The sequence below is a fragment of the Bradyrhizobium sp. 41S5 genome (assembly GCF_011516665.3).
GTDB lineage: Bacteria > Pseudomonadota > Alphaproteobacteria > Rhizobiales > Xanthobacteraceae > Bradyrhizobium > Bradyrhizobium quebecense.
Map to the genome: position 1 here is coordinate 7,059,860 of NZ_CP083721.1, position 19,794 is coordinate 7,079,653.

At 59.4% G+C, this 19,794-nt stretch carries 13 protein-coding genes and 4 pseudogenes; 9 read left to right on the forward strand and 8 right to left on the reverse strand.

The features are described 5' to 3' along the window. Positions 1–603: 603 nt before the first annotated feature. Positions 604–1,367, reverse strand: a protein-coding gene (locus tag HAP47_RS34025) for an IS5 family transposase (RefSeq protein WP_173639670.1) whose coding sequence is annotated in 2 segments (ribosomal slippage) — positions 604–1,029 and positions 1,032–1,367 — 762 coding nt in all. Because the reading frame shifts where the segments join, the coding sequence is not laid out codon by codon here. A 240-nt stretch (positions 1,368–1,607) separates the two neighbouring features. Here HAP47_RS34025 and HAP47_RS34030 point away from each other — a divergent pair. Next, a complete protein-coding gene (locus tag HAP47_RS34030; protein WP_173640840.1) occupies positions 1,608–2,144 on the forward strand; it encodes a GNAT family N-acetyltransferase in 537 nt (178 codons plus the stop codon). Positions 2,145–2,717: 573 nt separating this feature from the next. Here the strand turns inward: HAP47_RS34030 and HAP47_RS34035 are convergent. Continuing rightward, entirely contained in the window at positions 2,718–2,948 is a 231-nt protein-coding gene (locus tag HAP47_RS34035; RefSeq protein WP_176396270.1) for a hypothetical protein, read from the reverse strand. A gap of 921 nt (positions 2,949–3,869) precedes the next feature. Between HAP47_RS34035 and HAP47_RS34040 the strand changes: the two genes are divergently transcribed. From HAP47_RS34040 to HAP47_RS34055, 4 genes and pseudogenes are all read left to right on the forward strand, one after another. Next, on the forward strand, positions 3,870–4,814 hold the full coding sequence (locus tag HAP47_RS34040; protein WP_176396269.1) for a hypothetical protein: 945 nt from the start codon (positions 3,870–3,872) through the stop codon (positions 4,812–4,814). A 381-nt stretch (positions 4,815–5,195) separates the two neighbouring features. Continuing rightward, positions 5,196–5,975 (forward strand): annotated as a pseudogene (locus tag HAP47_RS34045) (E3 ubiquitin--protein ligase); the annotation flags it as partial. Positions 5,976–6,432: 457 nt separating this feature from the next. Then, on the forward strand, positions 6,433–7,800 hold the full coding sequence (locus tag HAP47_RS34050; RefSeq protein WP_231168558.1) for an HlyD family secretion protein: 1,368 nt from the start codon (positions 6,433–6,435) through the stop codon (positions 7,798–7,800). Continuing rightward, positions 7,797–9,743, forward strand: coding sequence for a glycosyltransferase (locus HAP47_RS34055; protein ID WP_173640839.1), 1,947 nt, complete (start codon positions 7,797–7,799; stop codon positions 9,741–9,743). The genes HAP47_RS34050 and HAP47_RS34055 overlap by 4 nt, the downstream gene beginning before the upstream one ends. Before the next feature lie 99 nt (positions 9,744–9,842). Here the strand turns inward: HAP47_RS34055 and HAP47_RS34060 are convergent. The 5 genes and pseudogenes from HAP47_RS34060 to HAP47_RS34070 form a co-directional block, all read right to left on the reverse strand. Then, positions 9,843–10,090: pseudogene (locus tag HAP47_RS34060) on the reverse strand (hypothetical protein); the annotation flags it as partial. Between the two features lie 368 nt (positions 10,091–10,458). Next, positions 10,459–10,638 (reverse strand): YegP family protein, encoded by a 180-nt coding sequence (locus tag HAP47_RS41690; protein ID WP_173640838.1) that lies wholly within the window; start codon positions 10,636–10,638, stop codon positions 10,459–10,461. Positions 10,639–11,331: 693 nt separating this feature from the next. Further along, the gene (locus HAP47_RS34065) at positions 11,332–11,859 is read right to left on the reverse strand and encodes an ABC transporter substrate-binding protein (protein WP_338077338.1); all 528 of its coding nucleotides are present in this window, start codon (positions 11,857–11,859) and stop codon (positions 11,332–11,334) included. Between the two features lie 32 nt (positions 11,860–11,891). Continuing rightward, positions 11,892–12,014, reverse strand: a complete 123-nt coding sequence (locus tag HAP47_RS41405) for a hypothetical protein (protein WP_256459524.1) — start codon at positions 12,012–12,014, stop codon at positions 11,892–11,894. A gap of 123 nt (positions 12,015–12,137) precedes the next feature. Beyond that, positions 12,138–12,350 (reverse strand): hypothetical protein, encoded by a 213-nt coding sequence (locus tag HAP47_RS34070; RefSeq protein WP_166051786.1) that lies wholly within the window; start codon positions 12,348–12,350, stop codon positions 12,138–12,140. Positions 12,351–13,171: 821 nt separating this feature from the next. Here HAP47_RS34070 and HAP47_RS41490 point away from each other — a divergent pair. The 4 genes and pseudogenes from HAP47_RS41490 to HAP47_RS34095 all read left to right on the forward strand — a co-directional run bounded on the left by HAP47_RS41490 (position 13,172) and on the right by HAP47_RS34095 (position 18,515). Continuing rightward, positions 13,172–14,575, forward strand: coding sequence for a GGDEF domain-containing protein (locus tag HAP47_RS41490; protein WP_173640837.1), 1,404 nt, complete (start codon positions 13,172–13,174; stop codon positions 14,573–14,575). Positions 14,576–16,180: 1,605 nt separating this feature from the next. Then, positions 16,181–16,936, forward strand: a complete 756-nt coding sequence (locus HAP47_RS34085; protein ID WP_173640836.1) for a hypothetical protein — start codon at positions 16,181–16,183, stop codon at positions 16,934–16,936. A gap of 529 nt (positions 16,937–17,465) precedes the next feature. Further along, positions 17,466–17,822 (forward strand): oleate hydratase, encoded by a 357-nt coding sequence (locus tag HAP47_RS34090; RefSeq protein ID WP_166103990.1) that lies wholly within the window; start codon positions 17,466–17,468, stop codon positions 17,820–17,822. A 7-nt stretch (positions 17,823–17,829) separates the two neighbouring features. Continuing rightward, positions 17,830–18,515: pseudogene (locus tag HAP47_RS34095) on the forward strand (oleate hydratase). On the opposite strand, the pseudogene HAP47_RS34100 reads toward HAP47_RS34095, so the two are convergent. After that, a pseudogene (locus HAP47_RS34100) lies at positions 18,494–19,486 on the reverse strand (IS110 family transposase); the annotation flags it as partial. The pseudogenes HAP47_RS34095 and HAP47_RS34100 overlap by 22 nt on opposite strands. Positions 19,487–19,794: the final 308 nt, after the last annotated feature.

The following is a 19,794-nucleotide window of genomic DNA, read 5'->3' on the forward strand; positions in this document are numbered from 1 at the left end:
CCGGGCCTTCTTCGTTTGACTTGCTCAATCAGAGGCCGGATTAGATGTTTAAAAGCAAGGCTGAGACATGTGATCAGCACCAAGATCGGCCAGTATGCCAAAATCGCAAGAGCGGCCAACCATGCTGGGCTGCGCTGCTCCCGCCAAAAATACACCGACGCTGCGGTGATGTGGGCCGCGACTATTGCGGCCCAGATGGCTAGCGCGACGTTGGCCGCCTCTCCGAGTGTCACCGCCTCCCACGCGGCTTCAATCGGCCTTGAAGGCGCGCTTTCGCTTGTCATAATTTGCTCGGCCTTCCCATTGCCCGCTGGTAAGCCCCACGGAGTCAGCTCGAAAAGGCTAACGAGGACTGACGGTACTGCATCAGCAGGGGATCGGGACCCTACCCACTCTGGGGGGCCGTACTTTTTGATGGCGACAGAAATCCCTGTATGGCTTAAGCCCGCAAAGCCCCCCTTTGATCTCGTCGGATTCCATCGGGTCTTCAAGCGCGCCCACTGAATAATGAGGCAATGCAGCGGCACACCCAAGACTGCCTACCCAAAAGCAGTCTTGAATCTGATTTGCGCCTAAAAGGGAATCCTTAGGTCGTGTGGACACTTACCGCATCCATAGGACGGTGGCTGCGATGGTAACGACGGCAAGGTAATTTCGGGCGGTCTTTTCGAAGCGGGTTGCGACGCGGCGGAATTGCTTGAGTTTTGAGAAGCAGCACTCCACGAGATGACGCTGGGCATAGAGATGCTTGTCGAGCGGATATTTGAGTGCCCGTGACGGATTGTTGGGGATGACGGCGAGTGCTCCCTTGGCGGCGATGGCTTGGCGCAAATGATCGGCGTCATAGGCTGTATCGGCCATGACGACCTCGGCTGGTAATCCCTCGAGCAAAGCAGCCGCTTGTGGCGCATCGCCCTTCTGACCTGCGCTCAGCGTGAACCGTACGGGACATCCCAAGCCCCGAACGGCCATGTGAATCTTGGTGCTCAGACCACCGCGCGAGCGGCCGATCGCCTGATCTTCAGACCCCCTTTTTTGGCCCCGGCAGCGTGCTGGTGGGCTCGGACGATGGTGGAATCGACGATCAGATATTCGAAGTCCGGATCATCGGACATCACCTCGAAGATCCGCCACCAAACTCCCTTGAGGCTCCAACGACTGAAGCGACGGAAGACGCTGTTCCAGTCCCCGAATGCTTCAGGCAGATCACGCCAGGGAGCGCCCGTACGAACGATCCAAAGCACGCCTTCCACGAACATCCGATTGTCGCGCCCGGTCGAGCCTTTCTGGTCAGGCCGACCTATAATCAGAGGCGCCATTCGTTCCCATGCCGCATCGCTCAAAACCAAACGGTCCAGCACACCCAAGACTGCCTCCCCAAAGGCAGCCTTGAATCTGATTTGCTCCTAAAAGGGAATCCCTAGAGTCCACACGACCTAGAGTCCACACGACCTAGAGTCCACACGACCTAGAGTCCACACCACCTAGAGCGCTGAGTACTGCTTTGGACGACGCAAAGCGAGCGTGTCAGGCGACGCCTGCGCATTGGCAAGAAATATCGACTTTGTCAGCTTTTTGTCAGCTTGTCTACATAACAACTCGTTGCGATGAGAACCAATTACAACAATGCCTACGGGCAAAGTATGGACCAGCAGCGCGATGCGTTGGCCGGCACTTCTGGCGCAGATATGACTGCTTTTACGGCCGCTTTAGCTGCTGAAGGGCCGACCTCTTTTGCTGTTGAGAAGAGGACAGGTGAGTCAGTCAGGCTACACAGAGCAAGTAGCAATTTCGGCAACGTCCAAAATCTTTCTTTGTTTTCTGATGCCAGTCAACACAATAAGGTGGGGACTATGACCGTGGCGCCGGTGCGCGACAGTTTGCGAATTCTTACCATAGAGAATGTTGGCCGGTCGAGGTACAAGGGGGTCGGGACGGCTATGATCGAAGTCGCCGATCACATTAGGGAGTCCGCGGGACTTTCCACGCTATCCCTTCTCTCTCAAGATGAGGGAGCTTCAGAATTTTTCTACAAGAAGGGATTCCGGTTTACGGACGAGGACAAGAATGCGGAAATGCGGACTCTCATTTCCAATCCACGATACGCATCAGATGAAATCCTTATGGGCGAGATGGAGCGCTAGCATACCTCAGGGGGCAGGGCCGGCCGGGCCCGCTGAGAGAAACCAGTTCATCTATAGTTAAGGCTTGTGCCGGGCGTCATGGATTGGAAGGCCGGCCAAGCGCTGGCGTAGAACAGCCGCAACTAAATCTCTGGTGCAGGTACCGCATTGGGCATCTGAAATGGACCCCGATTTTGGGGCCAGAGGTTAAGTTGGAAAAGGGCCGCTCCGTATGATGACGGTCGCGCTTGGCCTTCTGGCGTACAAGGCTAATCTGTGGTCTGGCTAAGGCCATCGGTGGTGCAGGTCATCGATCAGATAAGCGTGCGCATGTCCGGATGCTTCTCCACGTACATGCGGGTGATCGGACGGCAGTTCGGGATGTTGATGCAGAACAGTGTCCGCGTCGGCGGCCAAGCCGCCCGGGGCAGGAAGAGCCCGACGGCGCCTTTGAGAGAGCGAACGCAAAGAAGACCCGGCGCGCACGCGAAAGGGTCGATGGACCGCTGTATCCGATTGTGGCGCGCATCCGTCTCGACCTAGACCAAAGCCGGGCCCTTCAATCCTGCGAAAAACGGTAATCGAACCATAGACCTAGTGAGGCGGACATGCCGGATAGGCGACAGCCGTTATGGCACGTCCGTTTCGCGGCTTGGGCAAATCGTATTCTTCGCCGTCCAGCAGCGACGTGATTTGCCATTCAAATGCCTTGCGATCGATCGCATACATGCAATCGCGCGCGCCTTCAAAGCCCACAGTCCGGGCAGCCAGCGCTTGACCATGATGATTGAGAAATTCTACGCCGCTCACATCAAGAGTACGCATACGACGAAGACCGCCAGATTGGCACATGCACGTGAGAGCGTCGAGCTCTATGATGGCTTGTTGCGTGAAGGTCAGGCCGCCTGCTGATCGGCGGGTTTGTCGGCTTTGCGCAGGAGCTTCCATTCCCAGGGCAGCATAGTTCGTGAGCAGACGCGATGCGGGAAGATCGGCGATGCGGGGCGAGGACGTCCGCCCATCCAACAGCTTTAGCCGGTGCTTTTTTACCCAATACTTCTGCGGTCAATGCCTTATGACGGGAGACGAGGCAAGGCAATTGAAGCGGGGCGACTATGTTTGAGGGCTAGGGACTGCCGAGGCGGGCCTTGGCGTCGTAAGGAGCGTGGGCCGTTTTGGCGTTGTTATCCAATGGGCAGATGGTCAACAGACCTCCCTCTTCTTTAACGACATGAAATTGATGAGCCGAACCGACATTAACGGCCGCATCACCTGAGTAATGATTCTGGCAGTGAAGTAGCAAGGCCGTCGCGCCCGAGGATTTGCTTCGATCTCGAGCACGTCGAGTTGATCGGCACAACGACCTTCTCAGCTAGACTTCTCGACCGGTATGCGCACGCCAATTCCGATGGGCGCGCGCCCTTGGCGCTTGGACCATGTCGCAATCTACCCTGTCCGATTTAATACCTTGATGGCACAAGTCCAACTTGGCGGAGCACGCGCTTCGGCAGCGTAGAGCTAAGCACATGCTTTCCCTTCTCTTCAAATACAGAATCTCAGTATCCGCAATGGCACACTGCTTGCTGATCAAGCGCAGGGACCCGATTCGTGCGACCATTTCGGCCTCACAATTGCGGGCTGAAGCTCAGATGAGCCAACTCAGAGCCAGGGTGTGAGGACGATCCCTGCTCACATGCTTGATGGCCGGTCTCAGAAACTTAACACATCGGAATTGAGAGGAACGTCATGGCTACGACAATCACAATCAACGTGCAAAACAACAGCCCCTCGCTTCAGAACTTCTTCTTCTTCCAGCAGCCGGCTATCTACACGGGCGGGCCTGAGGTGTATACGAATAGTCTGTATTCTCAAGCGCTCCTACCCTATGCGACATCCGGCGCGATCCTGACCTTTTCACTAATTCTGCAGGATTACGCAGGTGTTCAACAGCAGGTTACCCCCCCAACGGTCGGTAAACCCTCAGGTCAACTTTCGGCCACGCAGGCGATCAACGTAACGCCGGCGGCCGGCGGAACACCAACCAAGAATACGACGACGATGACCGTAACTCCATCGCTCGGGCTCTCGTCGCCGGTTTCCACGTCCGGACCGCAAGCCGGCTCTTTCCGGATTATAACGCCGGTCTACAACCCTACCCTGGAGAACTACAATGCAGGATCGGCCCTGCAGACTCTTACCGGTGGCGTCACATTATCCAATTTCGTGACAGCCCAGCCGAATACCAATCTGGATTGTCAGCCCATTCGCATCTTCTATGTCCAGACCGGCAATTACACCGCTGGTACGGTGATGAACTTCACGGCATCTTCGGCCACTGCCGCCGTTTGCGATGCGACGCCGGGCTATTCAAGCTTCAGCGTCGTATACAACGCTGACGGTACGTGGACAATCAAGCCTTTTGCCGTCGTACGCGCCGCTGATGGACGCGGAAGGCTTGTCGAAGGTACAACCGCGACAAATGCCGAGGTGCTGAACGAAGCTGGGACTGCAACTATCTCCACCGGCTATGTTGCTGACGGCAATTTCAATCCTCCCATCCTGGTGCAGAATCTAAGCCATGCTGCTGCAATCAACGTGCTTGGCGAATATCAGGTTGGTCCAATCGGTGGCCCGAAGATAGGGACAACTTGCATCGATAAGCAGGGAACCTCGGCGACGTTCGCCCCGTAGGGCCAACCAAAGCTCCTGCCGCGCTTATGAGTGCCCCGTCGGGGCACTCACTCGCGGACAGCATCTCCAGCCGCTGCTGGGCGAGTATGGTCGGCAAATCACGACCGCTTCACGGCGGTCGGGAGCCTCCGATGTCTTGAATTCGAAACCGCGTGACGGCTTTTTGCGGCCGACTGGGCTACGTAGATAGCACGCGCGCGACCTCAAAAAAGAGCGCTCCCTCCTCGAAGGTTGAGAGGATTGACCGGTTCAACCTCAAACTGGGCTTACTTCTGTCACCGCTTGGCAACCGAGCGACCCGGGGTTCTGCAGCGACACTCGTCAGCTGATCGACAGGTAGGCCTGCTAAGGGCAGAACGCTGCCACGTTGACGGTCCTCCGGGATATCGGACCCCGGCCTCCGCGCGCGCGCAGATCCTGGACAACTGGGTTTCGGACAACGCGGGCTCGCACTTGCTGGATTTGTCCTCCCTCTCCCTGACCGCTTTGCCCGCCGCCCTGCCGCCAAGATTGCTTGAACTGCGCGCCAGGCACAACGAGCTAAGCAGCCTGCCCGCTAGCTTCCCACCCGGTCTTCAGCATCTTCTCATTAGCCATAACCGGTTGATCAGTTTGCCGGACGCTCTTCCGGCGACCCTCTCTCGGCTGGAGGTGGCCGATAACAGCTTGACCAGTCTGCCGGCCAACCTTCCGGCTCGGCTCGAGATCCTGAACGCAAGCGACAACCGACTAACTAGCCTACCGGACGCTCTCCCGAGCAGGCTCACCTCGCTCGCGGTTAGTGGCAATCAGCTGACCGACCTCCCCGACTCCCTCCCATCGGGGCTCATTGAACTCGATGTCAGCAGCAATCAATTGGCCAACCTCCCCGCCCCTCTTCCGAGCACGCTCCAATCGCTCAATCTCAGCGGTAACCGGCTGACCAGCCTACCTGAGGGTCTTTTATCGAGTTTTAGCTATCCGCATTTGGAGAACCTCGAGTTCGGGGATAACCCGCTGCCGGACGACGTCCTCGCTAATCTGGCGGCGGCTGAAGCGCCACCTCAGCTTGCGCAGCAATCTCTGTATGAGGCTGCCGCGCACTGGCTGGGAGACGCCCCCTCGGCACTGGCCGAATGGCAGCACTTTGCGGATGAGCCCGGCGCGCAGGACTACGCACGACCACTGCGCGTCCAGGAACGGCAGGTGCCCATCCAGGGTGCTTTGACGTAATCGAGAACGGCCGCTGCTAGTGGCATCGAGCGCGGCACGCTCACAGGTGTGACTCCGCACGCGCGAAGTCAATCAAGCACTTGGGACGCCGATCGGCGTCCGGATTCCACGCCGATTCACAGGGGCTTCCGTCAGCGTCGAGCCTTGCAACCGCTTTACGAGAGCGCGCGGTTTCGCCGCACCCTAAGTAGAAACTAACTGTTGCAAACGTCTAGGTTGTTTGCAACCCTCGGCTTGGGCCTCAGAAACCTAAGATAGCATCAGTGGCCATCAATGGGCCAGCGTATAACGGCCCCGTTCGGTGGGACGGTGCGCCTATGTCTAAGGGGCACCCCAAAAGCACATTGGCCGTTCAGGATTATGGTTTCTGAACCCCGCGCGCACTGACATTTCAGGTCCGGTCATCATGGATCAGGCACAGCCGCAGAAGCCGCTTCCTGAAGGCGATATTCCCGTCATCAAGGACGAGGAAGCGGGCGCGCGGGGATTGCAGCGCGACTTGCAGGACCGCTTGCGTCCGGCGGACGACGAGCCGGTCAGCGAGCCTGTCAATGATAGCCCCCCCCATCCCGAAGCGCCTGCAGGCTCGGGCCGGTGGGTTCGCCGCCTGATCAAGGTCGGCATCGGTCTTGCCATTGTCGCGGTGTTCGGATGGCTGCCGCTGAAGGCCGTGCTGCAGACCTCGAGCGTCGAGGCTGTGGTCAATGCCAGGATCGTGACCCTGCGCTCGCCGATCGACGGCACCGTGAGTGCGAAGCCGCAGAGCTCCACGCAGCTCAGTGTGGTCCACGAAGGCGATACGATCCTTCATGTCGTCAACGCGCGCGGCGATCGGGTGCGGCTCGACGATCTCCGGCGGCAGATGTCCCGGATGGAGAATGAGCGCCCGAGTCTCGCCGCAAAGCTTGCGGCCGCCGAGACGTCGCAACAGGACCTCGCGCGCCAGGCGGCCCAGTTCCGCGACGGCCGCATCCTCCAGCTCGAGGCGCGCATCGCCGAAATTCAGACCGCGATCGAGGCCGCGGCCGCGCGACGGGAAGAAGCGACGGCGGCGGTTGAACGCGCCTCGTCGCTGATCAAGTCGGGCAGCGTCTCGACGGTCGAAATGGCCCGGCTGACGCGCGAGCAGGCGATCGCCCATCAGACCGAGATAGGCGCGCAGCGCCGGCTCGACGCCGCCAAGGTCGAACTCACCGCGGCAAGGAACGGCACCTATCTTGGCGACAGCTACAATGACCGGCCGAGTTCCGTGCAACGCGAAGAGGAGATGCGCCAGCGCGTCAGCGATCTGCGCGCCGATCTGGTGCATTCCGATGCGGAGATCGACTGGCTCACCCACGAGATTGCCTCGGAGCAATTGCACTACATCAACCGGGCGGAAGCCGACATCAAGGCGCCGGTCGGCGGACGCATCTGGGAGATGATGACGTCGCCGGGCGAGGACGTCAGGGCCGGGCAGCCCCTGCTCAAGCTGCTTGATTGCAGCGGCGCGGTGGTCACCGCGAACGTCACCGAAGGTGTCTACAACCGTCTCAGGCTCGGCGAGCCGGCGAGTTTCGAGCCGAACGACGGCAGCGCCGCGATCCAGGGCGAGATCGTCAACCTCACCGGCGCGTCGGGCGCGCCCGCCAACCTTGCGATCAATCCGGATGCGCTCAACAAGGAGCCGTACCGGGTGACGGTCTCGATGCCGGCGCTCGACTCTACGGGCAAGGAATGCGCCGTCGGCCGCACCGGGCGGGTGGTGTTCAACGCGGACGCGGCCAAGCCATGATGGCCGCATTCGCGCCCGGGCTGGTCGCCTTCGGCGCCTGCCTTGCGATCCTGCCGCTGCTCCGGCGCGAGCACACGCTGGCGCGCGTCATGATGACCGGCATGTCGTTCGTCCTGCTGCTGCACTACTTCATCTGGCGGGTGACCCAGACCTTGCCGCCTCCGGGGCTCACCGCCGATGCGCTGGTCGGCTATCCCTTCGTGGTGGCCGAGGTCGCATCGCTGATCGCGGTCTGCCTGTCGCTCTTGTTCCTCAGCCGGACCATCGACCGCTCGCCCGAGGTCAATGCGATCCTGCGCCGGTCCAAGGCACCCACAGATGCACCGCTCATCGACGTCTTCATCTGCACCTACAATGAAGAGAAGGCGATCCTGGAGCGCACCATCATCGGCGCGACCGGGCTGAACTATCCCCATTATCGCGTCTGGGTGCTCGACGACGGGCGCAGGCTCTGGCTGCGGCGGCTCGCCCAGGAGCTCGGCTGCAACTATCTGACCCGTCCGGACAACCGCCACGCCAAGGCCGGCAACATCAACCATGCGCTTCAGTACATATCCACCTCCATGGAGAGGCCGGAGTTCGTGTCGATCCTGGACGCCGACTTTGTCCCGATGCCGGACTTTCTGACCCGGGCGATGAGCCTGATGCAGGATGGCACTGTCGGCGTCGTGCAGACGCCGCAGCACTTCATCAACCCGGATCCGATCCAGACCAACCTCGCGGCGACCGACGTCTGGCCCGACGAGCAGCGCTTCTTCTTCGACATCCTGATGCCGGCCAAGGATGCCTGGGGCACCGCGTTCTGCTGCGGCACCTCATCGCTGATCCGCTATTCCGGCCTGATGCAGATCGGCGGCTTCCCGACCGACTCGGTGACCGAGGATTACCTCGTCACGCTGCGGCTGAAGGAGAAGGGACTGCGGACGGTCTATCTCAACGAGCGCCTGACCATCGGTCTCGCCCCGGAGGGACTGAAGGAGTACATCACGCAGCGCGGGCGCTGGTGTCTCGGCTTCATGCAGATCTTCAGGGGTCGCAGCGGGCCGTTCTCGCGGCAATCGAAGCTCGCCTTCATGGACCGGCTGTCGCTGGTCGACGCCTTCATGAGCTGGGCGGCGGTCTATGGCACCAAGGTTTTCGGCCTCGTCGTGCCGTGGCTCTATCTGCTGTTCGACATCAAGGCGGTTCACGCCGACCTGTTCGAGCTTCTGAAGTACTTCATGCCGTTCTATGTCTGGCACGCCTTCACCATGGCCTGGATCTCGCGCGGTCGCTCGCTCGCGATCATGACCGACGTGTCGCAATACATCGCAGCCCCCGCGGTCTTGAAGGCGGTCGTGACCGGCCTCGCCAAGCCGCAAGGCCACAAGTTCAAGGTGACGGCCAAGGGCGGCGACCGCAATCGCCGCTTCATCGAGTGGCCGCTGCTGCGGCTCTATGGCAGCGCCTTGCTCATCACGCTGCTGGCGATCGCCTACGCATTCATCCTGCATCTGCGCGGCGACAGCATCGCCTATGGCGGGCTGGCGCTGGCCTGGAGCCTCTATAATTGCGTCGCGCTCGCGATCGTGTGCTTCATTTGCATCGAGCAGCCGCGGCGTCGCAAGGCCGAGCGCTTCGAGCGTGACGAGCCGATCCTGATTCACGATGGTACGGAGCCGCGGCTGGTCCGGATGGTCGACATTTCGATATCGGGCGCGCGCTTCATCGATCCGGTGCCGCCGGCGATCGGCGCCTCGATCAAGTGCAATGTCTACGGACAGAACGTGGCCGCGCTCGTGGTCCGCCGCACCCGCGATGGCTTCGGCGTCCGTTTCGAGGACGCGGTTGCGACGCGGATCAATGTCGTGCGCGCATTCTATGCCGGCGAATATGTCCGCGCCTTCCGCAGTGTCCGCGCAGCGCCGGTCGGCAAGGCCCTGCTGATGCGGCTGTTCGGCTAGAGCGGCATGAATGAGGTGGGCCTGCAGCAGTCCCATCCGTCGTCATTCCCCGATGCGCAATTGCGCATCGGGGAATGACGAGTGGAGAGAGGCGACGCGTCAGGCCGCCGGCTTCGCCGCCTGGTCCTCGGTCGACAACAGATGCAGCAGCTCTTGATCGCGGCCTGCCGGGTCGGCGCGGTGATCTGGGCGCCGAGCAGGTCGGTGATATAGAACACGTCGCGGGCGCGCTCGCCGAAGGTCGCGACATGCGCCGAGGCGATGTTGAGGTTGAGCTTCGAGGTCGCGGTGGTCAGCTGGTAGAGCAGGCCGGGGAGGTCGAGGCCGGAGACCTCGATTGTGAATCGACGCTGAACATTGACCCCGCACTTAGTCGATTTCCCACGTGAACCTGATCTGATCGCCGACTTGGATCTGATAGGGGGAGCAGAACCAAGCCAAGGAGAAGATATCCCGCGTGCAGGCGCGGCAACCTCTGATAAACGAAAAATATCCAGGGCTGAGCGGATCGATTCTTGAGCAACAGCGAGTATTGGGTTGCTTGAGCTAGCGCGGCGTTCGCCGGCTGCGACGCGCGCCGTTCGTTGGTTAGCTCTTTCTCAGCGTAGCTAATATGGATCGGCATAGGCGTCTCTCCTGATTTTGATCGGCAGCATTGATGATCGCCGATGAGTTACGGTTACATGTGTCGATTTCCCTATCAACGCTACCGACGCTAGGTAGTGGATATACGGATCGGAGTTTCGTCAGTCGTGGCTTGGACGAGCCTGATGGCGCGAATAGCATCATCCTTTTTGTGGTAGCTTTCGCCGGAGGTGACGATATAGAGACCATTCCGCGCGTGAAGCTTCCAACGCCATTCCTGGTGCTCGTCTCGGTACAATTCGAAATGCATCGTAAGTCTCCGACGATGGTCAATTCGCAGTCTTCAGTCCTTTACCGTTCGTTCGTCCCTTGGACTAGTCCAAGGGCAGGGACAGCATCAGGTCTTGCGATGGTAGCCTTCACCGGAGCTGGCAGTCTTATGGTGATTCCCGCCGTGCAGCGACCAACACCACTCTCGCTTGTCGTCCTGACAGAGGTGGAAATACATCGGTGGTCTCCGGCGATGGTGCGTTCCGCCATACCCATTCGACCACATTCGGTGACCTGCAAAGCCTATGAGAAACGGTAGTTTGCAGCGGATCAGCGGCCGCGCTTACGCCGCTCGCCCGGTTAGCTCGGATAACTGAAATGGACCCTACACTGAGGACCGCTGGGTCCGGTTTCTTAAGTGGAGCCGCTGCCGTTCGTTCTTCTCAATAGCCTTACGCTACTCTTGCTTGCTGCTGTTGTGGCCCTGGGGATGTAGGCAACGCGCAGCGTTGTCCAAGCGTCTCGCTTGCGAGAAGCGTCATATCTACAGCCTCATGGCCATCCGAATAACCCTTGAGATGTCCTCATATTTTAGCGCGCCACAGGCGTTCGATGAACACGTTGTCTATCCAGCGCCCTGTTGTCGGGCAGAACTATTGTTGTTGGCGGATTGACTGTCTGTAGCCCGATCGAGACAGATCGGGCTGGCCCGCCCGTCCGACTTACTGCGTCTTCACGAGATTGCAGGCGCTGTCCGCGGCCGGGCGCCAAGCTCTTCGGCCGGAATGGTCCGCGTGATCTCGTAGTAGTCATCAGGATATTTTGACTCGTTCGACGCCTTTATGCGCGCGGCATAGAGCGGTCGCATCACCTGACCGTCGGCGCGGATCCTGACATTCTTCATCTCGAAATCATTAGCCGGGGTGTTCTTCATCTGTCGCACCACCGCCTCGCCTTCGTCCGTCTGCGCCGCGGCAATCGCCTTGAGATAGTGTATAATTGCACTGTAGGTGCTCGCGTGCGCCTCGTTCGGGATCCGCCCATCGAATGCTGCCTCGTAGCGCTTCGCGAAGGCGCGCGTCTCGTCCGTCCTATCCCGGTAAAACGTGGTGGTCAGACGTACATTCTGCAGCGGCTGCAGGCCGATGCTGTGCGTCTGATTGATCATCAATCCCAGCGGAGCTAGCTGCTGCTTCTGCGTGAGCCCGAACTCCTCAGCCCGCTTCAGGGCATTGGCGAAGTCTGCCCCCGAATCGGGCAAAGCGACGACCTTTGCACCGCTCGATTGGGCCGTCAGGAGAGCAGACGCGAAATCGGAAGAATGGCGGAGCGGCGGCGCAGCTCCCGCTTGCCACTCTCAGGCCTGGAATCGCAGAAGGCCTCGAGGAAGATCCAGATCCATGCATAGACCAGCAAGGAGCCTTCCTCCGAAGTGACTGTCAAAGATTACGCAGCCCCTTGGCGATCGCTTGGCCAACCTCTCGCTTAGCCTGATGACCATGAATTATCAAGAAGAACCAACCAATTGGCATGCCGACCTCACGGTCGATGGGCTTCGACGCGGTCCATCAGGATACGGACCGACGCGTCGCCAGCGATGAGCCTCTCTTCCGGCAAATGCAGCGGGCACGGCACGAAACCGATCTCGAGCGTACCTTTATCGTCATAGTCGTAGATGTTGAACGCCCAGTGCGCGTAGATTCGCTCGGCCGAAGCACTTGCCCGCCCCGCCCAAGCATTCGATAGAGCCAACCGGCGATTATCTTCTCGCGGATATATCCTCGTGCGTGATCCATGACGGATCGAGTAACTCGTCCTTGCCGTAAGCCAATCTCACAGGTTGCGTTAGGGAACCTACAAGGTTTGGCAGGCGGCTAACTCAACCAGCTTAGGTATCCTACGGCCACGGTCGCGCAGTGCGGGGACATCCCAGACGAAGGAGATCGCAGATGGCCTACAAGAAACTCGCCAATCAAAGCGGGCTGACGCTTACGGTTTTGCTCATTACGCGTGTTGACTCGGAGCCGAACCGGTAACGGACCGATTGTGGCGGCGGCACTACCGGGGGGCGGTAGGCAGACCATTGAGTACGGTAATACGCAGACTCCTTTCCAACGGGATCGTGATTTCCTTGTCTTTCGATGGAGGTTTTCGAGCGCCTCGCAGACCGTGACAACTCGCGGGAGGGGCCGGAATAATCTGCTGAACACACGACACGTTGACCCAGCGGAGCGGGCGGCCTGAACGCGGTGGGCTCGAATACATAAACGCAGTCCGCGGCGCTGCTGATCCCGGCGGCGGCGGGAGCTGGCCGCTGCTGGACGACAAGGCCGACCCTATCCGCGCCGCCGCCTGCTCGATGGGGTGCCGCAGGACGGAAAGGTCAAGCTCATGCCTCCGTCGCAGCGGTGATCGCGGGCTCCGAGTTGTTGAACGGCCTCCGGCCGCGACGCATCCTGGTTCCTTCAACTGGCTAGTACACAAGGACCGAAGGTGCTCTGGGACAGTATCCTTCGGAGACGCTCAAGTGTCCACGAAACGATCTGACGTCATCATGGGAGACGGTATTGCATATGAGCACCAATCGTGCGGTACCCGAGCCGCCTAATACGCTCCGGCTGATCACACAGGCGTATATGAGCCTTCTCCTCATCGCCTTCGCCTTGATGCCTGCCCAGTTCATTGCCTACCTGTATTTCCAGCAGGATCCCACGCTAAAATTCGAAAATCACCCATTCCATGAATTCGCGATTGCCCTCGCCACCCTCGAAGGGCTGTTCGTCACCTACGTGACGTGTCGCTGCTACCGGTCTTCCGGCGAACCTCTGTTGCGTTGGTTGACGCTGGGTTTTCTCGGCTTCGTATTGATCTATTTACTGCACGGCGCCTTCACCAGGATGGCACACCGCAACATCTGGCTGTTTCTGCTCTATGGACCGGCGTCGCGTCTCGCGATGTCGATTCTTCTCTTCGTTGGGCTGCTCAGCTATAACCAGCCATCAGACGAGGTCGAGAAGCGTTCGGATGCGCGCACATGGCTGATGTGGACCAGCCTGTTCCTGACCGTGGATATAGCTGTCGCATTGATCGCCTACTCCCCCTATGCGGGACACCCGGCGGTACGCTTGTCCATGGAGGGCGGTGCACTGGTGTTCAGCGCGCTGAACGTCGCGGTCATGCTCATGCGAGGGATTCACTCGCCGCTCATGCTTGTTTTCGGCATCTCGGTCGCGTGGTTTGCGTTATCGTCGCTCGCATTCATTTTGGCGGCACCGTGGAATCATATGTGGTGGCTCGCCCACGCGATCTTTGCTGGCGGGTTCTTCCTGCTCAGCTATGGCGTTGTCCAGGCTTTCCGAACGACGCAATCCTTCTCGACCATCTATAGCCAGGAAGAAATGATGGCCCGCCTGGCCGATTCGATGGCCCACACTCAAAGGGCGCTACAGCAAGTGCAGGTGAGCAATCAAAGGTTAGAACGCCTTGCCGCCACCGACCCACTGACCGGTGCCGGAAATCGGCGACACTTCCTCGACCATATCGGCGCCGAGATCGCGCGGGCCAAACGAACCGGTGCTCCATTATCTCTGCTGTCGCTCGATCTCGACCATTTCAAGGATATCAATGACTCACGTGGTCACAGCGTCGGCGATGGGGTGCTCCGCGCATTTGTGCGAAAGTGTCTGGAGGCAATTCGCCCTTATGACTCTGTCGCACGCGTGGGCGGTGAAGAATTCATGGTCTTGCTGCCCGGGGCGACGCTCGACACGGCTTACGCGGTAGCCGAACGCCTTCGATCGACGATTGAAGGCACTGCATTCGACGTCGAAGCTCAGCCGTCGGTCGGCGTCACCATCAGCGTTGGGGTGTCGGAGTTCGGGCGCGATGGAGACACGCTTGACGGATTGCTGAACGTCGCCGATCAGCGGCTCTATCGCGCAAAACATGAAGGTCGCAATCGTGTGATTGCCGCGTAAGCTTCATTTATTCGCGCGCTTAGCCTCAGGCGCTCCGCGCCGTGGCGCTCATTTTCGCTGTCATTCTCCAGGTCAGATCCGAAGCTCCACTTACCAATTTCTCTTCGTCGACCATCGCGAAAGCGAGAAAGTTTTTCGGAATGAGTCCGGAGCAGGGCAATGGCTTCTCGGTCAGAAAGTTCGCGCTGAAGCTGGTCGAGCAGGCGCGCCGCATTCTTCGTTGCTCAAAAAGCTCGGGAAAATCCAGTTGCCGGAATCGCCCATACCGCACTAACCCAGGCAAGCGACTATGCCGGCACCTTCTAGTGGAGCGCGGCTTAACTGGGACGGTTCTCGGGAGTCGCGCAGCCGGTCGAGGAAGAGTCGAAGAAGAATCATGACGTCGGCCGCAATCGCCCATTCATCAATTGCGTGATCCTGCGCCTGGACAGCGCGTTCTATCGATCCTCGGGCAGATGCTGGCGGGCAAGGTGGGTGATCGCGACCGCAGCGGTGTCGACAACCGTCTGTTCGTGAACGGGGTTGTGGGTTCCGCGGTCCGGCGCCTACTGGCAGCACCTGCACCTGCCGGAGCGCTATGGCAAGTGGAACAGCGTGCCTGCGCGGTTTCCCGCTGGCCAAAGCGGCGTGTGGGAGAAAGTGTTTGCCGAACTGATCCGGGATCGCGACAATAAATACCTGATGCTCGACACCACTCTGGTTCGCGTCCACCAGCAGGCCGCGAGCGGAGAAGGGGGCCAAAACTCAAGAACTCGGGCGCTCCGGAGGCTGTTTGACGACCAAGATCCAGATGCTCTGCAACGGCCTCGGTCGTCTCATGGCCGGTCAACGACACGGCAATCTCACTACGAAAGCCCTGCTCGAAGGCTTTGAGGCCGAGGCCGTGCTAGCCGACAGGGCCTATGACTACAACGACATCTGCGCAAAACCATCGCAGACAGGAACTCCCAAGCAGAATTCCTCAGCCGCTCTCGCAAGGTCCCGATCCCCCACGACGAAACGATCTACAAGCTGAGAAACCGCATCGAGCGCTGCTCAACAAGCTCAAAACACTTCCGCCGCTTCGCTACGCGATTCGACCGACGGGCCGAACTTCCTCGCGTTTGTCCATCTCGCCGCAATCTGCTTTTGGCTTCAATGAATGTGGAGTCGTCCTAGCTATACGCCCAACCAACGCGCTCCTGAGGCGGCGCTGTATCATAGCAACCGAATTCGGCATGGCGTTCAGTTCTGAGCGGGACAGCAGCGAGGTCTTTGCACGGAATCGTCCCCTTCGTGCGGCGATGCGTGAATAGCTTACCTCACCGCAGAGGGGGGCTGTGTTTTGCGACGATCCAGCATCTTCGATCCCTCGCGGAACGACCTCGACCAGGATTTCTTGGCAAAGTCCAAGTGGCACTTCTTAGCCTGAAAGTGGATTGTCCTTTTCGCCGTCAGTGACTTCTCCGAAAATCAATAAGAGCGCGACGGCCCAGCCAGCCCACTTCCATTGGCTTTGCATACGTCCACGCCGTACCGAATGAGGTGGGTATGACAAGTTGGAGATTGTGGTACCTTCTGAAGGTTGATGATCGGAACTGAGCAGCGAACCAAGCACGTCGGCAAATGAACGCGGAGAACAACTTCGCGGCGCGGCTCATTGACGCCGGTCGCCTCGCAGCAATAGCACGTACATGCGGTCTGAAAGCTGACGTCTCATATTACGTCAATGAGGCGCTCAAAGAGCTTTGGCGAAGCAGGTCGCCCGACGAGGCAAAGAGGATCGCTGAGCGTTGGGTCTTGTGGGACGCAGAAGGGAGGCCGTGGCCGCGCCTGCCATCGCTGAAAAACGTGGTTCCGTTCTATCGCGCCGGCGCGGCACAGGTATCGATTGTGAATCGGCCGGTGACGCCACTGCATGCAGTCCGGAACTGGTTCGAAGGCCAGAATGAGGAGGTACGATGCGAGATCGCTGGCATGGCAGCGCTTCTGGTCTTGGAAGGTGGTGGTCTTCTCGAATGCAGCAGCAAAGGGTGGTGTGACCATCTTCGGAGGTGGCTGAGCGAGGCGGGATTGCCAGCCCATACGATCATCGGCCGCGCTTTGAGGTTCCGGACCTGTTTTGAGTATTTCGCGGAGAGCAGGTTCACCGAGTCGGGCTGGAGACGGTCCGAAGCGGCCGCTCTCAAAATTCTCGAAGATGCCAAGCGCGACCCGAACTCGGAAGCTGTGCGGTTTGTACCAATTGCCCGAAAACTGCTTGATACCTTGCCCGCTCGAAAAATCCGTTGGATGGAAGTACGGAAGTCCTGGAGAGAACTGGCGAACGCCAGCCTCACAGCCCGGGCTCTCAGGGTATGGAGCGCCTCACAGATGAGATAGGAGGTAGCACGGACCCTGATTCAGAAGTGCGGCGCCATCCCGAAAGACTTTCGCGATGCGCAAAGGACCGGGTACGTGCTTGCGCTCGAACTCAACCCGGCCGCTGGCCAAGCACCTTGTAAGGTCGCCTTGGGCATCTTCGTACTGACGTATGGTCGACTTCGGCAAAGGCGACAACTGGCACCGTCTCAATTTCCGTCTTGTCCGGTTGCTTTCTGTCTTGTCTGGTTGAAGACGGAGATGGTTGTAAGCCCGACATGACGGCGCTCCTATTCCGTCTTCGAGCAAAGCCCGCAATCAGCTTTTGCGCGCCGCGCAGCCGCTGCTGGTATGGCTTGATCCAATTCGATGATCGCGGCGCCGTTGCTGCTTATGGTCAGGCGCTCGACGGCGACTGCATGTGGCTGTGCACCCCGAAGGGCTTCTGGCGCTTGTTGATTATGATGCAGTCCGGGAGCTGTGCTTCGCGATCATATTGTTTTGCACGGCGCCATCGGCGCGCCGATTGCATAGACATTCCAACCGCTAGATGCTGGCGAACTTTATGTCCTCTGCTTCTCTCGTTTCTCGCCTTAATCCACCGAAGCAGGCGGCTCCTCGCAAGGCCTATTTGGTCGGAACAGGCATCGCCGCCCTGGCCGCAGCGGCTTACCTCGTCAAGGAGGGCGGGCTATCCGGCCCGAATGTCGTCCTGTTCGAGCAAATGGAGCAGTTCGGCGGAAGCCTCGACGCACATGGCGATCCGAAGGACGGATATGTCATGCGCGGCGGGCGCATGTTCGAGGAAAAGTTCAACTGTACCTACGACTTGTTATCCTTCATTCCCTCGATTGCCGACGAGACCAAATCGGCGAAGGACGAACTGAGAAAGATCGGCTCGACCTGATCGCGCCTTGCGCGGCTCCAGAATCGGTGCTCGACGCCAGGACGATCCAGAACTGGTTCGAACCCCACTTTTCCGCAGCAAGTTCTGGCTCATCTGGTCTACAACCTTTGCATTTGCGCCATGGCACAGTGCCGTCGAGTTCAAGCGATACTGTCTGCGCTTCCTGCATCTGTTCTCGACGATCGACACTTTCGCGGGGATCTACCGCACCCAGCTCAACCAGTTCGACGCCATGGTCCGTCCGACCGTCGCATGGTTGACGGCGCGGGGCGTGCGGCTGGAGATGGGGACGGAAGTGACCGATGTTGACATTGTCGCCGAAGGCGGGACGAAGACCGCGACGCGCTTGCGCTATCGGCATTGCGGCGAAGATCGCGCCATCGATCTGGCCGAACGGGATCTTGTGTTCGTGACCAACGGGTCAATGACATCCGATACGAGCTACGGTTCGATGGACACGGTTCCCGTGCGGAATACGGAGCGAACTGGAGGACGTGGAAACTTTGGGAGCGCCTGGCTGCCAAGAGTCCGGATTTCGGCTACCCCGCCGCCTTCGCTTCCAAGATCGGTCAGTCCAAATGGGAATCGTTCACAGTCACCGCGGACGACTCGAGCTTCTTCGACCGGCTAGAAGCCTTCTCCGGCAGTAAGGCCGTCAAAGGCGAGAATCCGCCGTCGACCCAGATACAGTGAAGAACGATGGCGATTTTGCGCGCGATGGCGACCTTTGCCTTTCGCATGCCAATCCGATTGGCGAGCTTCATGCCCCAAGCCTTGAGAGAGGACCATTTCTTCGTTCGATAAAGCAGGACGGTCGCCGCCCCGTACAGGTACGTTCGGAGAAGACGGTCGCCCCATCGTGATATCTTGCCGTTGATGTCAGTTTCACCAGACTGGTTTCGTCGGGGCGTAAGACCCAGATAGGCGCCGACGCTTGATGCCGATCGGAAGCGCGATGGGTCGTCGATCGTATGGCGGAAGGCCAAGGCGGTCACGACGCCGACACCAGGAACCGTCATCAGGCGGCGCGTCGTCTCATCCGACTTCGCCAACTGGCGGACTTCGTCGTCGAACTTGCTTTGCTGCTTGCAGATCTGCTCATGGATCGACAGAAGCGGCGCGATCACACCGAGGAGTTGATGATCTTCGCCCAATAGCTCGCAGACCTGATTGCGAAACTTCAGTCCGATCGCGCGTGGGAAGAGCAAGCCCTATTCTTTGATTAGACTGCGGACCTGGTTCTCGATATCTCGACGAATGGCCACGAGCCGAGATCTCGCGATGAGTATCGCGCGGATCTTCTGACTTTCCTCACTCTTGACTTTGACTTCTCGATACCAGCCAACCCGCACCAATTCGGCCAGACCTCGAGCATCATTCCGATCGCTCTTGTTCATGCGTACGGACAAAGCCGCGTGGGCATGCCGCGCGTCGATGCAGACCACCGGAAGATCAACCCTACGAAGTTCATGCCATAGCCAACTCGCCATCGCCCCGGTCTCAAATCCGATGCGCTCCGCCTGTGGCGCCCGCTTGCGAAGCAGTGCCGTGAGCGCCCCCGGGTCGGACTTGGCCTTTCCCTCGAACAAGACCTGACCCACTTCGTCGACCACACATACTGACGTTTCTCTTTGCGAGACATCCAGCCCAACATATTGCTTCATAGCCCCCTCCGATTCGCGAGATTGCGGGAAGGCTTGAAGATAGCGGACCTTTCGAGCCGCGGGCGCCGACCGCAATTACGTCATCGTTTGCAAATTTGACCCCCGCATTGCCTCACCCAGAATGTTACTGGACAACTTTTCGCCGATGATTGGGGCGGTGCCATCGAATTGGTTCGGTGGCGTCTATGCGGGAAAGATCAGCATGCGCGCGCGGCGCGAGGTGGTGTCGGCGGTAACGGAGCGTTACCGGTCGGCCACACGAGCGGAGAAGGGACGGATCCTCGACGAGCGATGCGTGGTGGCAATGA

What these genes read in the sequence shown, in the direction of transcription:
- HAP47_RS34035 (WP_176396270.1), bottom strand. Translation starts at nt 2,948, where the DNA reads ATGCGTACTCTTGATGTGAGCGGCGTAGAATTTCTCAATCATCATGGT.
- HAP47_RS34040 (WP_176396269.1), top strand. Translation starts at nt 3,870, where the DNA reads ATGGCTACGACAATCACAATCAACGTGCAAAACAACAGCCCCTCGCTT.
- HAP47_RS41490 (WP_173640837.1), top strand. Translation starts at nt 13,172, where the DNA reads ATGAGCACCAATCGTGCGGTACCCGAGCCGCCTAATACGCTCCGGCTG.
- HAP47_RS34085 (WP_173640836.1), top strand. Translation starts at nt 16,181, where the DNA reads ATGAACGCGGAGAACAACTTCGCGGCGCGGCTCATTGACGCCGGTCGC.
- HAP47_RS34055 (WP_173640839.1), top strand. Translation starts at nt 7,797, where the DNA reads ATGATGGCCGCATTCGCGCCCGGGCTGGTCGCCTTCGGCGCCTGCCTT.
- HAP47_RS41690 (WP_173640838.1), bottom strand. Translation starts at nt 10,638, where the DNA reads ATGCATTTCGAATTGTACCGAGACGAGCACCAGGAATGGCGTTGGAAG.
- HAP47_RS34050 (WP_231168558.1), top strand. Translation starts at nt 6,433, where the DNA reads ATGGATCAGGCACAGCCGCAGAAGCCGCTTCCTGAAGGCGATATTCCC.
- HAP47_RS34090 (WP_166103990.1), top strand. Translation starts at nt 17,466, where the DNA reads ATGCTGGCGAACTTTATGTCCTCTGCTTCTCTCGTTTCTCGCCTTAAT.
- HAP47_RS34030 (WP_173640840.1), top strand. Translation starts at nt 1,608, where the DNA reads ATGAGAACCAATTACAACAATGCCTACGGGCAAAGTATGGACCAGCAG.